The organism is Lysobacter sp. F6437, from assembly GCF_052547215.1.
Genome location: NZ_JBQWRB010000001.1, coordinates 1,036,290 through 1,051,366, shown reverse-complemented (window position 1 = coordinate 1,051,366; position 15,077 = coordinate 1,036,290). Strand labels below are relative to the sequence as shown.

The window sequence follows — 15,077 nt, the reverse complement described above, 5'->3', positions numbered from 1 at the left end:
GCCGGCGAGTGGTGTCCCGGCGAGTCTAGGGCGACGGCTGCGGACATGCACTCGGCCAGCCGCATTGCCGGCGCCGCGCCGGCAATGCGGGGGATCGATCAGTAACCCGATATTTCCAGCGTCAAGACTGTCCAGGTGTCGCCTTGCAGTTCGCTCTGGACATGGACCAACGCGGTGGCTTTCGGGCCCGCAACCGCGAACCTGAGGTCGGCGCGGTCGTCGCCTATCCAGATGTCATGGCCGCTGTCCACGGCGCGTACCGGCGAGCCGACCACGCCGATCACGCCAGCGTCGGCTTGCACGCTACGCAGTGCGGACTGGTACGCGGCGCTGGTGGTCGGCGCGGGTGGTGCTGGCGGGGCCGGTGGCGCGGGCGGGGCGGATGGCACCGGTGGCACCGCGCCCGACCACGGCGCAGGCGGTGCGGGTGGGGCCGGCGGCGGTGGCGGTGGAGCCGGCGTGTGGTGTTCGACCGAGGTAACGGTCGCGGGTGGCTGGGCAGCGGTGGTGGATTGCGGCGACTGCAACTGGGCGGCCAGCAGCGCGCCGGAGCACACCGCGGCAATGACGCCCATCGGGATCGCCCAGCGCAGGCGCGGTGGACTGGGGGCGGCAGGGTCGTATGACAGCAGGCGGGCAACGCGTTTCATGAGCGGACCTCCAGTGGCGGACAGGGCAAGCGCAGGGGTGGGCAAGCGGTGGTGTTCCAGCGTCGCCAGCGCCTCGGCCAGCACGATGGCGTCGCCACACACCGACACCGCCAGGTCGTCGCAGGCGTTCTCGCGTTCCTGGCGGATGCGGCGGCTGAGCCACCACATGCCGGGGTGGTAGAACAGCAGCGCTTCGACGGCGCACTGCAGTCCGTTCCAGATCCAGTCGAGGCGCCGGATGTGGGCCAGCTCGTGTGCGATCAGTGCTTCGATCTGGTCGGGGTCGAGCCGGGTCAGGATCGACAGTGGCAACCACACCACCGGTCGCCATGCGCGGGCGGTGCACGGCAGGTCCAGCCGCTGCAGCAACCGGACGACGACTGGCCGACGGATGCCGAGCCGGCGCCGCAACCGGTCGGTGCGTTGCAGCCAGTGCGCGGGCAGTGACGAGAAGTCCTGCCGGTCGAGCGTACGCACGACCCACCAGCCACCCAGCAATCGTGCCGCCATTGCCAGCACGCCGGCGCACCACAGCCAGGGCAGCCAGTCCGGGGCGGTGATTGCACGGCTTGCGGCGATGTCGAGTGCAGGCGACACCACCAACGCCGACCACGCCGGGTTCGCTGCAGGCATGCCCTCGGCCACTGCGGGTTGTCCGAGCAGCCACGCGAAGGTCGCCACCGGCGCGGCCGCCATCAACAGCAGGAATGCCATGGCGACGGCGTGCCGGGTCGCGGCACTGTGCCGTTGCAACAGGGCCAGTACCGAAGCCGCGAGCAGCGTCAGCAGCGCCACCTGCCAGAGCGAGTGCAACAGGCTGGTCGCGAGTGCGGATTGCACCGTGTGGAGCATGTTCATGACGAACTCCCGTTGCCGCTCCCGCGTTGCTTCCTGGCCTGCGCGATCATCCGCGCGATTTCATCGAGGTCTTCGGCGCTGGTCCTGTCGACGTCCAGTGCGCGCTGCACGAGTTGCAGCGCCGAGCCGGAAAACGCGCGGTGCATGAGGTCGGTAAGCAGCGCCGATTGCACCTGCGGTTCCGGATGCACGGCCGCATAGCGATGGCTGCGTTCGGACTCGTCGCGGACCACCAGGCCCTTGTCGGCCATGATCGTCATCATCTTCAGCACGGTGGTGTAGGCGGTGTCCCGGGTGCGCGTCAGCGCGTCGTGGACCTCGCGCACGGTGCAGGGGCCGGGGCGATCCCACAGTACGCGCAGGATCGCCAGTTCGCCTTCGGTGGGACGGGGTTGGGACATGTCGGCTCCTCTCTACGAATCGGATAGTACTACTCGATTAGTAGATGTCAACATCCAGCCGCATTGCCTGTGGCTGGTTGCCTCAACCGGTCATGGCTCCGATGCCAATGTCGGCGCACCCGTGGCGGGAGCCCATTGCAGATCAAATGCCCATCGCGAGGCAGCCGGGGTCGTCGATTCGGCATCGTCACTGCCAAGACTGAGCGACAGGCTGACGCTTATCGAGGGGCCTGTTTGCAGGATACCGGCGGTCAGGATGATGGCGGACAGCGCAGCTGCGATGATCCATTTGTTCATTCTGTTCATTGCCAATCCCTCGCTACATGCCGCGGAACAGCGCCATGAACGGCTGGCTGACGGTCAGGGTTTCCGGGCGACCCTTGAGCCGCAGCACGCCCTTGCCGGTGTCGTCGCGGGTCACCGAAGCGATCGCCTTGAGGTTGACGATGGTCGAGCGGTGGACCTGCTTGAACCGGGTCGGGTCGAGCACGCCCAACAGCTCGCGGATCGGTTTGCGCAGCAGCGCTTCACCGTCGGCGGTCATCGCCACCGTGTACTTGTTGTCAGCGCGGAAGTAGGCGACGTCGTCGACCATGATCAGGCGGGTGTCGCGGCCGTTGCTGGCGGTGATCCAGGTCAGGGGCTGGGGGGCGTCGGTCCGCGGCAGTTCGCCGAGTTGGCGGAACAGGGTCGCCAGTGCCTCGGTGTCGATCGTGGCGGTGTCGGATGATTCATTGGCCGCGCGGTCCTGCAGGCGCTGCACGGTGGCGGCCAGGCGTTCGCGCTCGATGGGTTTGAGCAGGTAGTCGATCGCGCCGCGGTCGAAGGCGTCGATGGCGTACTGGTCGTAGGCGGTGGTGAACACGATGCGGGTGGCGGGGCTGGCACTGGCCGCGGCGCTGGCGACCTCCAGCCCGTTGAGGCCGGGCATGCGGATGTCGAGGAAGGCGACGTCGGGCTGGTGCTCGGCGATCGCGTCCAGTGCGCTGGCGCCGTCTTCGCACTCGGCGGCGATCTCCAGGTCTGGCCAGGCGTCGTGCAGCAGCTCGACCAGCGACTGGCGCAGCAGGGCTTCGTCCTCGGCGATGACGGCGCGGGTCATGCGGTGGCGTCCTCGGCATGCCCGCTACGGTCGGTGGTGACGGCGGGCACAACTGCGGGAACGGTAATCGTCGCGGCGACGCCGGCGGGGACGTTGGCCACCACCGCCAGCGAGGCGTCACTACCGTAGAGCAGGTTCAGCCGCTCGCGTACGTTCTTCAGGCCGATGCCGGTGCCGGCGGTCTCGCTGCCGAAGCCCTGGCCGTCGTCGGCGACGGTGACGGCGATCGCGTCGCCGTCGCGGCGCGCGAGGATCCACACGGTGCCGCCGCCGGGCTTGGGTTCAAGGCCGTGCTTGATCGCGTTCTCGACCAGGGTCTGCAGCATCATCGGCGGCAGCGGGGTGGGGCGCAGCGGTTCGGGCACGTCGATCTGCAGGCCGAGGCGCGCACCCATGCGGATCTTGAGGATCTCCAGGTAGGCGCGGGCGCGTTCGAGTTCATCGCCCAAGGTCGACAGGCTGTCCTCGGCGCTCGGCAGCGAATGGCGCAGGTAGGCGATCAGGTGGCCGAGCATCTCGTCGGCCTGCGCCGGGTTGCCGCGGGTCAGCACCTGCGCGCTGGCCAGCGTGTTGTAGAGGAAGTGCGGTTCCACCTGGGCCTGCAGCAGGCTCAGGCGGGCGACGGTGAGCTCCTTCTCGGTCGCGGTCTGGGCGCTGGCGCGTTGCTCGTTGCGACGGTGCTCGCCGATGCGGCGGGTGATCGCGCGGGTGATCGCCTCGGCGTTCTCCAGGTTGGTGCCGTCGTCGACCCGGAACCAGTCGCTCCACGCACCGCTCTCGGGTTCGCAGATCAGGGTGACGCTGCCGGTGCCGTTGCCGGGAGTGACGGTGGCGAGGATCTGGTTGCGCAGGCTGCCGAACCAGTTGGCCGGGTTGAGCTGGCCGAACACGCTGCGGCCGTAGGGTTCGGGGCGCTGCACCTTGGCGCGCACCTGCAGGCTGTCGCGCGCGCTTTCGACTTCCTCGGTGCGCGGGAGGTCGCGGATCGCGGCGTCGAGCAGGTCGAACGCCTCGCCGGCCTCCAGCGGAATCTCGATCTGCCGGCGCTGGCGGTTGGAGAGCGTCGCCCGGTCGATGTCACCCGCGATCAACCGTACGCGCCGCAGGTGAGAGAACGCGCCGGTGATGACCAGCGCCAGCACGATGCAGCCAATCAGGAACACCGGCGTGATGTCGCCGATGATCGGGATCGAGTCCAGCACGATGGCGAGCAGGAACAGCGCCAGCAGCCACGCCAGCGCGACGCGAAGGATGAAGAAGAAGCTCTTGGTCACGATGGATTCCGCCACGGTTCCGGGATTGCGCCGAAGCATAGTGGCGCAATGCGGGCGCTTGGCGGTGGTTGCGACGAAACCCCGGTGGGTGCGACGGGAGCGCCCGGACACGGAATGAAACCGGACGCCGGGACAGCCGTGGCACGGTCAGGACGGTGTCACGGCGCGGGCGGTTCCCATGCATACGAATCCATCGACAGCGTGCCGTAGGTCAGCCCGCCCTCGATCCGGCGCGCGCGGTCGCGTTCGTCGCTGGCGCCGAGTGCGACCAGCAGCGGCAGGTAGTGCTCCTCGGTCGGATGCGCGCGGGCCCCGTGCGGTGCACGGCGGCGGTAGTCGACCAGCGCATCGATGTCGTTGCGGGCGACGGCGTCGGCGATCCAGTCGGCGAACTGCTGCGCGTACTCCGGGTCGTCGATGTGTTGGCGGAACTCGTACAGGTTGTGGGTCAGGCTGCCGGAGCCGACCACCAGCACGCCGGCATCGCGCAGCGGCGCGAGGGCGCGGCCGAGTTCGAATGCGGTGTCGGTGGACAGGTCGTTGGGCATGGATACCTGGAACACCGGGAGGCTCGCGTCCGGCAGCATGTGCCGCATCGGGACCCAGGCGCCGTGGTCACGTCCGCGGCGCGAATCGGGTTCGACCTCGAAGCCGGCTTCGCGCAACAGGCGCGCGGCCGCGGCGGCGTCGTCGGGGGCACCCGGCGCGGGGTACTGGAACTCGTACAGCGGCGGCGGGAAGCCGCCGAAGTCGTGGATGGTTTCCGGTTCGGTCGTGGCCAGCACGCGCACCTTGTGCAGCGTCTGCCAGTGCGGCGACACGACCAGCACCGCGCGCACGTCCCGCAGGCCGGCGCCGAACTGCCGCAGCTTCGGCCCGAGCAGGCCGGGCTCCAGCGCGAACATCGGCGAGCCGTGGGAAATGAAGAGGGCGGGGGTACGGGTCATGGCGATCTCTGCGGGTCTCTGGCGGGACGTGGGGAAGCGCGCGGCTGGGGGCAGCCGCGCGCCGGGTACTGCCTGTGGTCAGGCTTTTGGCTGGCTGATGGCGTAGCGGCCGCCGCCGAGCAGCGCGACCACGATCGCGGTCATGAGCAGGTACACGGGGTATTCCCAGCCGCCACCGGCGTTGGAGAAGCTCCAGCCGGCGCTGGCGTGCGGGATGATCGAGCCGGCCAGGATCGGCAGCGTCAGCAGCGCGACCAGGCGGGTGCGGAAGCCGACGATCAGGGCGATGCCGGCCAGCACTTCGGCCGGGGAGACCACGTAGGCGGCCCAGCCGGGGAAGCCGATGGACTCGAAGTAGGCGTAGGTGCCGGGCAGGGTGAAGGTGAAGAACTTCATCAGGCCGTGGGCGAGGAACATCACGCCGAGGCTGGCGCGGGCCAGCAGGGCGGCGGTGTCGGTGGTGGTGGCCTGGGTAGCCGTCGCGGCAAAGGGAAGGGTGGTCGCATTCATGGTGGTTGCCTGTTGTCTGGGAGGGCGGGTGGGCGCCCGTATTGCCGGGCACGGGACAACTTTATTGGCAACGTCATCTGTGATAAACAGCGTTTTTAGTGATTTACTGTCTCGATATTCAAGACAAACGGAACGGCGATGGACAAGGTCCAGGAAATGACGAGCTTCGTGGCGGTGGTCGATGCGGGCAGCTTTGTCGGCGCCGCCGAGGCGCTGGGGCTGTCGAAGGCGGCGGTTTCGCGCCATGTCGGCGAACTCGAGAAGCGACTGGGCGTGCGCCTGTTGCAACGCACGACCCGGCGTCTGTCGCTGACCCCCGAGGGCCAGCAGTTCCAACTGCGCTGCCGCGACCTGCTGGCGGCGATCGACGAGGCCGAATCGGAATTGAGCTCGCGCAGCGGCGAAACGCGCGGCCAGTTGCGGATCAACGCGCCGCTGACCTTTGGCGTGCTGCACCTGGCGCCGCTATGGGGCCGGTTCGCGCAGGCGCATCCGCGGGTGGCGCTGGACATCACCCTGAGCGACCGTCTGGTCGACCTGGTCGACGAGGGTTACGACCTGGCGGTGCGCATCAGCACGCTGCCCAGTTCCAATCTGGTCAGCCGCCAGCTGGCGACCACGCGCATCGTGGCGTGCGCCTCGCCCGGCTACCTCGCGCAGCACGGCACGCCGGTGCATCCGCACGAGCTGGCCGCGCACCGGACCATCAGTTACAGCTACTGGGCCACGCGCGATGCATGGCAATTCGAGGGCCCCGACGGCCCGGTCACGGTGCGCATCCGCCCGGTCCTGCATGCCAACAACGGCGACACCTGCCGCGCGGCCGCGCTCGACCACCAGGGCGTGATCCTGCAGCCGGACTTCATCGTCGGCGACGACCTGCGCAGTGGCGCGCTGGTGGAACTGATGCCGGGGTACCGCTCGATCGAGCTCGGCATCCATGTCGTCTACCCGACCCGCAAGCAGTTGCCCTTGCGGGTGCGGCGGATGGTGGACTTCCTTGTGGAGGCGTTCGAGCATCCATCCTGGGTGCAGGCGGAGCCGTGAGTCAGCCCGGCGGGTGGGCCTGCGGCTTGCGCACGAGGCATTCGCGCAGGTTGACCAGTTCGGCCTCGAGTACGTGCGGCAGTTCGGGCAGTGGCGGGGGCGTGCCGCCGTCGCGGACGGCGTCGGCGAGGACGTCCAGCGCCTGGTGCACGCGTGCTTCGCCGTCGTCGCCGAACATCGACGGCCCGGCCGTGCTTTGGCGGGTGGCATCGTCGCCGTGCCGTTCCAGCGACCAGCAGGCCGACAGGGTGCGGTAGGCGAGGCGCTCGGTGGCGGCGATAGCGGGCCAGTTGTGCTCCGCGGTGCGGCGTTGCCGGGGTGAGGCGACGAGGCTCTCCTCGTGCGCCTGGGCGAGGGCGAAGCTGGCGTGTTGCAGCTGGCGCCGCGTGTGCCTGGCCGCGGGCGTGGTGACGCTGCCTGCAGCGAGGTGGACGATCACCGCATCGACCGCCCGGAGCGCGTGCACCAGTTGTGCCGGGATCGCCGCGGTCGACGCGCGCGGTGGGATCAGCCGGAACACCAGCAACGCCACCACGCAACCGGCCAAGGTGTCGACCCCGCGCGCCAACAGGTAAGCCGCGGGCGACGCCACCGGCTGCCCGCCACTGGCGATGGTCAGTGCCGCGCCGGTGATGAACACCACCGCCAGCGTGTAGTTGCGCACCACCACCATCTCGATGGTGAACTGCAGCGCCATCACTACCAGTGCGATCCACAGGCCCTGCGGGTGCGCGACGATGATCGCCCCGGCCACCAGCAACCCGACCCAGGTGCCGAGCAGGCGCTCAATGCTGCGCTGGAGCATGCGCAACCAGTCGAAGCCCTGGTGCAGCATCAGCACCGCCGCTGCGACTGCCCAGTACGCGCGGTCGAGGTGGATCGCCGCACCGAGCGCACCGGCGACCACCGCCGCCACGCCGACGCGCAGGATCACCCGGCGCGCGTTGGAGCCGGGTTGCAATGCTTCCAGCAGCACGGCACGGACGCCGGGGTGGCCCAGTGGTATCGCATCGGTGGTGGAGCCGGGGAGTTCGCGCGGGTCGCGGATCTGCGCGAGCAGCCGGTGCAGGTCGTCGCGCAGGCCGGTCGGCAGAGGCGACTGCCGGCTGGCCGCGCCCATCGCCTCGGCGAAGCGCAGGTGCAACTCGCGGTTGAGCGTGCGCAGGCGACCGAGCGTGCCGTTGGCGCGTGCATGCGCGGGCTGCTGGCTGACCAGCACCGACCACGCCCGGTGCAGGGTGAATGCCGCGCGGTGGCGGGCCTGGCCTTCGCGGGCGCTGCCGATCGCAGCGACGTAGTCGATCACCGCCGCGCCAGCGACCGAGACCGCACTGCGCTCCGGCCCGTGCGGAAGGAACAGCGCGCCGCCCATGTGCACCAGCCAGGCAAATCCGCCACCGGCCAACACCAGTGTCGCCGCATGCAACGGGCTCAGGTGCGCAGCCGGCATCGCGGTGCCGGCCGCGCAGGCCAGCGCGAACATGTAGGCGCCCGGCGGCCCGATCTGCAGGGCATTGCCCAGCCAGGTGGCGAGCATCGCAATGAGCGCGACCATCACCACCGTCGCCCACGCCGTCGTGCCCGCCCACAATCCCAGGCCGACCGCTAGCGCGAAGGCCACTGCGATCACCGCCAGGTGCCGGGCGCGGCTCAGGTAGGGGCGGCCCGCGCCATACAACGCGGTGAAGCCGCCAATGCCCGCCATCAGCCCGGCCGGCACGTCCCCGGCCAGTGCGCCGGCGACGATCGGCGCACCCATGCAGGCGCTGGCGCGCAACGCGAACAGCCAGCGTCGCGGCGTGGGCGGCTGGAAATGCAGCATGCCGCGAAGCATGCGGCGGGTGGAGGACAACGGTGGCGCGGTCGACATGCGGCGATTGTGGCCGATCGCCGTCGGGACTGGCGCGACGACTCAGCCGCCGGACTTGACCGCGTAACGCGTCGGCGGCTCGTGGACGTCACTGCCGGAGTCGAGCCGGATATGGCGACGCAGCCAGGCGGCGAATTCGGCTTCGGACATCGAGCCCTCGGCGAGGGCGATGTAGACCGGGTATAGCGCCAGGTCGTCGGCTTCCAGGATGGTGGCATTGAGCATCAGGAAGGTTTCGCAGGCTACCGCCGCAGTACGCTTGTTGCCGTCGGCGAACGGATGGTTGCGGGCGAGGCCGAAGGTCAGGCTGGCTGCCAGGTCCACAAGGTCCGGCGGCGGATCGCCGTAGACATGCAACTGCTGCGGCCGGGCCAGTGCCGAGTCCAGCAGCGATTCGTCGCGCACACCGCCGATGCCGCCGTGCTCGGCCAGTTGGCGGTCGTGGATGGCGAGGATAAGTGGCTTTTCGATCCAGACGATCATCCCGGCCACCTCACTGCGCGAGCTTGTGCAGCAGGGTGCGGCGCTTGCGCATGACCTGTTCGGCGACTTCCATCTGCGCCGCGAGGCTCGGGTCGTAGGTGGTCAGGCGAACGCCGTCGGGCGTCTCCAGCGCGAACAACTCGTCGCCCTTTTCCAGCCGCAGCCGGGCCAGCAGGTCCTTGGGCAGGATGACGCCGGCGGAATTGCCGATGGTGGTGATCTTGAGCTTCATGGGGTACTCCCGGTACAGAATAACGTTATAACTTAAGTTATATACGGCACAAGAGCAGGTGGCAAGTGCGCTGGCCACTGCTGCGAAACGCGCAATGGATTCACACCGGTTCCCGCGCCGCCCCCGTACCTTCGGGGCAATCCTCTCCCGGGAGCCACCATGTCCGACGAAACCCCCAAGACCCCGCTCGACCACGTCATCGACCTGGCCACCCAGCTCAAGGAGATGCGCCATTACACGAAGAACAACGTCGAGCTGCTGACGGCGCAATGGCTCAAGTTCGACGAGGGCAAACTGAAGAAGCTCGGCGAGTCGAACACCATCGAAGAGCTGATGACGCGCCAGGGCGAATTCCATGACGCGCTGGAGGCGGCGATCGCCGAGCTGGACGAACTGGCGGAGGAACTGAAGCCGCCGCCGGAAGCCGCCTGAACCGATCGTCGCCACTTTCGGCGATGCAAAAAAACGGGCCGCATCAGCGGCCCGCTTTCATTGCGATGCGTCCATTGCGACGCGGTGCGGCGGCTACGCTACGTTCGGTTCGCTGAAGGCTTCGATCTCGCCCTCGAACTCGTTGATCGGCACGCAGCTGCAGAACACGTTCTTGTCGCCGTAGACGTTGTCGACGCGCGCCACCGGTGGCCAGTACTTCTGCTGGCGCAGCACCGCCAGCGGGAACGCCGCCAGCTCGCGCGGGTAGGCGTGGGTCCACTCGGAGGCCGAGACCTGCGCGGCGGTGTGCGGGGCGTGCTTGAGCGGATTGTCGTCGCGGTCTAGCTTGCCGTCCTCGATCGCGCGGATCTCCTCGCGGATCTCGATCATCGCGTTGATGAAGCGGTCCAGCTCGTGCATCGACTCGCTTTCGGTCGGCTCCACCATCAGCGTGCCGGCGACCGGGAAGCTCAGGGTCGGGGCATGGAAGCCGAAGTCGATCAGGCGCTTGGCGACATCCTCGGCCGAGACCCCGGTGGCCTTTTCCAGCGGGCGCAGGTCGAGGATGCACTCGTGCGCGACCAGGCCATTGCGGCCGGTGTAGAGGGTCGGGTAGTGCGGGGCGAGGCGCCTGGCGATGTAGTTGGCATTGAGCATTGCCACCTGGGTCGCCTTGCGCAGGCCCTGGGTGCCCATCATGGTGATGTACATCCAGCTGATCGGCAGGATCGAGGCGCTGCCGAAGGTCGCGGCCGACACCATCGCGCCGTCACCCACGCCTTCCGTGCGCATGCCGCCGAATGCCTTGGGCAGGTACGGCGCGAGGTGCGACTTGACCGCGCACGGGCCGACGCCCGGGCCGCCACCGCCGTGCGGGATGCAGAAGGTCTTGTGCAGGTTGAGGTGGCTGACGTCCGAGCCCCACTTGCCGGGCTTCGCCAGACCGACCAGCGCGTTCATGTTGGCGCCGTCGGTGTACACCTGGCCGCCGTGCTGGTGGACGATCTCGCAGATCTCGACCACGTCTTCCTCGAACACGCCGTGGGTCGACGGGTAGGTCATCATGATCGCGGCGAGGCGGTCGCTGTACTTTTCGGCCTTGGCGCGGATGTCCTCGACGTCGACGTTGCCGTTGGCGTCGCACTTGGTCACCACCACCTTCATCCCGCACAGCTGCGACGACGCGGGATTGGTGCCGTGCGCGGACTCCGGGATCAGGCAGATGTCGCGCTGTTCGTCGCCGCGGGCGCGGTGGTAGGCGCGGATCGCCAGCAGGCCGGCGTACTCGCCCTGCGCGCCGGAGTTGGGCTGCAGGCTGACGTTGTCGTAGCCGGTGATCTCGACCAGCATCGCCTCCAGCCCGTCGATCAGCTCCTTGTAGCCCTGCACCTGCTCGGCCGGCGCCAGCGGGTGGATGTTGGCGAACTCCGGCCAGGTGATCGGGATCATCTCGGCGGTGGCGTTGAGCTTCATGGTGCAGCTGCCCAGCGGGATCATCGTGCGATCCATCGCCAGGTCCTTGTCGGACAACGCGCGCATGTAGCGCAGCAACTCGTGCTCGGAGTGGTGGGTGTTGAACACCGGGTGGGTCAGGAACTTCGACTCGCGCAGCAGCGCGGCCGGCAGCGCGTCGGCGGTGTCGACGTCGAGCGCGTCGATGTCGTCGATCTGCGCGCCGAACAACCCGGCGATCGCGATCACGTCCTCGCGGGTGGTGGTCTCATCACAGCTGATGCACAGGTTGGCATCGTCGATCGTGCGCAGGTTGATCCGCGCGGCCTTGGCGTTGGCGTGCACCGTGGCGGCGTCGACGTTGCTGACGTGCAGGGTGTCGAAGAAGTCGTCACCGACGTGCGCGCCGACCCCGCGCAGTGCGCCGGCCAGGATCGCGGCGAAGCGGTGGGTGCGACGCGCGATGCGGACCAGGCCTTCCGGACCGTGGTAGACCGCGTACATCGACGCCATCACCGCCAGCAGCACCTGCGCGGTGCAGATGTTGGAGGTCGCCTTCTCGCGGCGGATGTGCTGCTCGCGGGTCTGCAGGGTCAGGCGGTAGGCGTTGTTGCCTTCGACGTCGAGCGAGACGCCGATCAGGCGGCCCGGCATCGAGCGCTTGTAGGCGTCGCGGCAGGCCATGAACGCCGCGTGCGGGCCGCCGAAACCGAACGGCACGCCGAAGCGCTGGGTGTTGCCGACCACGATGTCGGCGCCCCATTCGCCCGGTGCCTTGAGCAGGGTCAGCGCCAGCAGGTCGACCGCGACGCAGACCAGGCCCTGGCGCGCGTGCACCGCATCGCTGATGGCCTGGTAGTCGGCGCCCGCGCGGCCGAAGGTGTCGGGGTACTGCAGCAGCACGCCGAACGACTCGACGCCGGCGGCGTCGGCCTCGTCACCGACCACCACCTCGATGCCGATCGGTTCGGCGCGGGTGCGCACCACTTCGATGGTCTGCGGGTGTACGCCGTTGGAGACGAAGAACACGTCCGACTTCGACTTGGCCGAGCGCTTGGCCAGGGTCATCGCCTCGGCTGCGGCGGTCGCCTCGTCGAGCAGCGACGAGTTGGCGATCTCCATGCCGGTCAGGTCGGCGCACATGGTCTGGAAGTTGATCAGCGCTTCCATCCGGCCCTGCGAAATCTCCGCCTGGTACGGCGTGTAGGCGGTGTACCAGCCCGGGTTCTCGAGGACGTTGCGCAGGATGACGTTCGGCGTATGCGTGCCCGAATAGCCCTGGCCGATGAAGCTGCGGAACACCTCGTTGCGGTCGGCGACCTGGCGGATCTTGGCGATCGCCTCGACCTCGCTGATGGCCCTCGGCAGAGCGAGCGGCTGCGGCGAGCGGATCGAGCCCGGCACGATGGCGTCGGTGAACGACTCCAGCGAGTCGTGCCCGACCGTGCGCAGCATCTGCGCGACCTCGGTGTCGTTGGGGCCGATGTGGCGCTCGAGGAACGCGAAATGGTGCTCGAGCGAGCGCAGTGAAACGTGGGTGTCCTGACTCATGGCTGGGCGTCCGATGGCGAACGTGCGGTGCCGCACGCGGGGCGCCCCTCTGTCCTTTTGCCTGAGAGTTCGGAAGCGTGCTCCATGACGGCAGCGGGGGAGGGTCGCTTCGTGCACCTTCGGCGCCGGATTGAACCGGTCTCTCCAGAGTTGTCACAGTCGGTGGTACTGGGGCCTGAGCGATTACGGGCGTTGCGCCTTCGGCAGCGGCCGCGCCCGGAGGCTGGACCGCTTCTCCCACCGGCTGGGAATCACCCGGCGATTATAACGGGCGGCGCGCTACCCTGCCCGTTGCCCCGGCCCCTCCGCGAGACAAGCTCCCCGTGATGACCCCGGCAGACACCCACCGCCTCGACCGCCGCGTGGACCCGTCCCGCGACCATGTCCTGGGCACGGACCAGGCCGGGATGACCCTGGTCGAGTACGGCAGCTACGACTGCCCGCACTGCCGCGCGGCCAACCGCGTCATTGCCGACCTGCGCGACCGCTTCGGCGACCAGCTGCGCTACGTGTTCCGGCACCGGCCGCTGACCGGCAGCGACCTGGCCCGGCGCGCGGCCGAAATGGTGGAGCGGGTCGACCCGGAGCGGTTCTGGGACGCGCACATCGAGCTGATGTCGCGCTCGGAGCAGTTGACCGAGGCCGACCTGGCCGCGGTGGCCGCCGAGTTCGGGGTCGAACCGTGGGGGGACGAGGCCGACTCCACGGCAAAGGCGCAGGCCCGCGCCAGCGCGCGGGTGGATGCCGACGAGCGCAGCGCCCATGCCAGTGGCGTCCACTTCACCCCGACGTTCTTCATCAACGGCCGGCGCTATTTCGGCTCCTGGGACGAGGCCGAACTGGCCGACGCGCTGGTCGGCTCGCTCGGCCACCGCATGCGCTCCAAGGCGCTGGAATTCGCCAGCTGGGGCCCGTCGGCCGGCCTGCTGCTGGTGCTGGCCTCGGTGCTGGCGGTGGCGATCACCAACTCGCCGCTGGGGCCGGCCTTCATGGCGCTGTGGGAGACCCGGGTGGGGCTCAACTTCGGCGCCGACGTGTTCTCGATGTCGCTGCTGCACTGGGTCAACGACGGCCTGCTGACTATCTTCTTCCTGGTGGTCGGGCTGGAGATCAAGCGCGAGTTCACCGTCGGCCACCTGACCAACCGGCGCTCGGCCGCATTCCCGATCGCCGCCGCGTGCGGCGGCATGATCGTGCCGGCCGTGGTCTACAGCCTGGTCATCCCCTCCGGTCCGTGGGCGCACGGGTGGGGCATACCGATCGCGACCGACACCGCGTTCGCGATCGCGCTGATCGCGATGCTCGGCCGTCGCGTGCCGGTCGAGTTACGGATCTTCCTGACCGCCGCCGCGATCGTCGACGACATCGTCGCGATCCTGCTGGTGGCGGTGTTCTATTCGGCCGGCCAGAACTGGGACTGGCTGCTGGCCGGGCTGGTGATCCTCGGCCTGCTGGCGCTGCTCAACCGTATGCATGTGTACCGCGCCGCGCCCTACCTGTTGCTGGGCGTGGTGTTGTGGGTGTGCATCTACCAGGGTGGCCTGCACGCCACCCTGGCCGGCGTGCTGCTGGCGATGTTCATCCCCAGCCGCCCGCCACCGGACTACAAGGCGCTGATGGTGCAGGCCGACGCGATCCTCGCGGCCGAGGCCAAGCGCGGAAAAGAAGCCTTGCGCGGCGGCCCCTCCGAACCGGCGATGCACGCGATGGACGAGATCCACGACCGCCTGGAGTCGCCCACCGAACGCATGCTGCGCTACGCCGGCGCGCGTTCCAGCTACATCGTGCTGCCGCTGTTCGCGTTCGCCAACGCCGGCGTGGTGATCGACGCCAGCGTGGTCGGCGGCCACGAACTGCTGATGCTGGCGATCATCGCCGGCCTCGCGTTCGGCAAGCCGGCCGGCATGGTCGCGTTTTGCGCGCTGGCCGTGCGCCTGCGCATCGCCACCAAGCCCGATGCGTACTCGTGGGTGCAGGTACTGGGCGCCGGCTCGCTGGCCGGTATCGGCTTCACCATGTCGCTGCTGATCGCCCAGCAGGCCTTCGCCGAGCCGTCCGACTTCGCCGCGGCCAAGATCGCGATCTTCGCCGCCTCGATCCTCGCCGCCGTCATCGGCACCGCCGTGCTGTGGCGCGCCGGCCGCGCCCCCCGCCCTTCGTAGGAGCGGCTTCAGCCGCGATCTGAAACCGGCGGGGGCCGGCAGAGGGCCTGAAGCGCCATTCACCCCGCGCGCGCTAGGCTCCGCGCGAACGGCACTGCAAACGGAG

General features: G+C 69.0%; 14 protein-coding genes and 1 riboswitch. Of the genes, 3 read left to right on the top strand and 11 right to left on the bottom strand.

The genetic code is table 11. From position 1 onward, the window contains the following. Nucleotides 1-98: 98 nt before the first annotated feature. The 7 genes from ACT9F5_RS04905 to ACT9F5_RS04875 form a co-directional block, all read right to left on the bottom strand. Complete coding sequence (locus ACT9F5_RS04905; protein ID WP_445118787.1) at nt 99-1,508, bottom strand: M56 family metallopeptidase; 1,410 nt, start codon at nt 1,506-1,508, stop codon at nt 99-101. After that, nucleotides 1,505-1,909, bottom strand: coding sequence for a BlaI/MecI/CopY family transcriptional regulator (locus ACT9F5_RS04900; RefSeq protein ID WP_445118786.1), 405 nt, complete (start codon nt 1,907-1,909; stop codon nt 1,505-1,507). Before ACT9F5_RS04900 ends, ACT9F5_RS04905 begins: the two co-directional genes overlap by 4 nt. A gap of 90 nt (nt 1,910-1,999) precedes the next feature. Next, complete coding sequence (locus ACT9F5_RS04895) at nt 2,000-2,215, bottom strand: hypothetical protein (RefSeq protein ID WP_445118785.1); 216 nt, start codon at nt 2,213-2,215, stop codon at nt 2,000-2,002. 13 nt (nt 2,216-2,228) lie between these two features. Next, nucleotides 2,229-3,011 carry a response regulator gene (locus ACT9F5_RS04890; protein WP_445118784.1) on the bottom strand — a complete coding sequence of 261 codons (783 nt, stop codon included), beginning with the start codon at nt 3,009-3,011 and terminating at the stop codon, nt 2,229-2,231. Then, on the bottom strand, nt 3,008-4,285 hold the full coding sequence (locus ACT9F5_RS04885) for a histidine kinase (RefSeq protein WP_445118783.1): 1,278 nt from the start codon (nt 4,283-4,285) through the stop codon (nt 3,008-3,010). The genes ACT9F5_RS04890 and ACT9F5_RS04885 overlap by 4 nt, the downstream gene beginning before the upstream one ends. A gap of 158 nt (nt 4,286-4,443) precedes the next feature. After that, nucleotides 4,444-5,232 carry a DODA-type extradiol aromatic ring-opening family dioxygenase gene (locus ACT9F5_RS04880; RefSeq protein WP_445118782.1) on the bottom strand — a complete coding sequence of 263 codons (789 nt, stop codon included), beginning with the start codon at nt 5,230-5,232 and terminating at the stop codon, nt 4,444-4,446. A gap of 78 nt (nt 5,233-5,310) precedes the next feature. Then, nucleotides 5,311-5,742 (bottom strand): DoxX family membrane protein, encoded by a 432-nt coding sequence (locus tag ACT9F5_RS04875; protein ID WP_445118781.1) that lies wholly within the window; start codon nt 5,740-5,742, stop codon nt 5,311-5,313. Nucleotides 5,743-5,880: 138 nt separating this feature from the next. On the opposite strand from ACT9F5_RS04875, the gene ACT9F5_RS04870 reads away from it, so the two are divergent. After that, nucleotides 5,881-6,789: a LysR substrate-binding domain-containing protein gene (locus tag ACT9F5_RS04870; protein WP_445118780.1), complete on the top strand. Its 909-nt coding sequence runs from the start codon at nt 5,881-5,883 to the stop codon at nt 6,787-6,789. Between the two features lies 1 nt (nt 6,790). Here ACT9F5_RS04870 and ACT9F5_RS04865 read toward each other — a convergent pair whose 3' ends face one another. The 3 genes from ACT9F5_RS04865 to ACT9F5_RS04855 are packed head-to-tail and all read right to left on the bottom strand — an operon-like array spanning nt 6,791 to nt 9,374. Further along, nucleotides 6,791-8,659 carry an FUSC family protein gene (locus ACT9F5_RS04865; RefSeq protein WP_445118779.1) on the bottom strand — a complete coding sequence of 623 codons (1,869 nt, stop codon included), beginning with the start codon at nt 8,657-8,659 and terminating at the stop codon, nt 6,791-6,793. Nucleotides 8,660-8,701: 42 nt separating this feature from the next. Further along, nucleotides 8,702-9,142: a type II toxin-antitoxin system death-on-curing family toxin gene (locus ACT9F5_RS04860; RefSeq protein ID WP_445118778.1), complete on the bottom strand. Its 441-nt coding sequence runs from the start codon at nt 9,140-9,142 to the stop codon at nt 8,702-8,704. 10 nt (nt 9,143-9,152) lie between these two features. Continuing rightward, nucleotides 9,153-9,374 carry an AbrB/MazE/SpoVT family DNA-binding domain-containing protein gene (locus ACT9F5_RS04855; RefSeq protein ID WP_445118777.1) on the bottom strand — a complete coding sequence of 74 codons (222 nt, stop codon included), beginning with the start codon at nt 9,372-9,374 and terminating at the stop codon, nt 9,153-9,155. Between the two features lie 159 nt (nt 9,375-9,533). On the opposite strand from ACT9F5_RS04855, the gene ACT9F5_RS04850 reads away from it, so the two are divergent. Continuing rightward, nucleotides 9,534-9,806, top strand: coding sequence for a hypothetical protein (locus ACT9F5_RS04850; RefSeq protein WP_445118776.1), 273 nt, complete (start codon nt 9,534-9,536; stop codon nt 9,804-9,806). Nucleotides 9,807-9,899: 93 nt separating this feature from the next. Here the strand turns inward: ACT9F5_RS04850 and gcvP are convergent, their stop codons facing one another. Continuing rightward, nucleotides 9,900-12,809 carry an aminomethyl-transferring glycine dehydrogenase gene (gene gcvP, locus ACT9F5_RS04845; RefSeq protein ID WP_445118775.1) on the bottom strand — a complete coding sequence of 970 codons (2,910 nt, stop codon included), beginning with the start codon at nt 12,807-12,809 and terminating at the stop codon, nt 9,900-9,902. A 39-nt stretch (nt 12,810-12,848) separates the two neighbouring features. After that, nucleotides 12,849-12,967, bottom strand: a riboswitch (glycine riboswitch). A 168-nt stretch (nt 12,968-13,135) separates the two neighbouring features. Between gcvP and nhaA the strand changes: the two genes are divergently transcribed. After that, nucleotides 13,136-14,971: a Na+/H+ antiporter NhaA gene (gene nhaA / locus ACT9F5_RS04840; protein WP_445118774.1), complete on the top strand. Its 1,836-nt coding sequence runs from the start codon at nt 13,136-13,138 to the stop codon at nt 14,969-14,971. Nucleotides 14,972-15,077 lie beyond the last annotated feature (106 nt).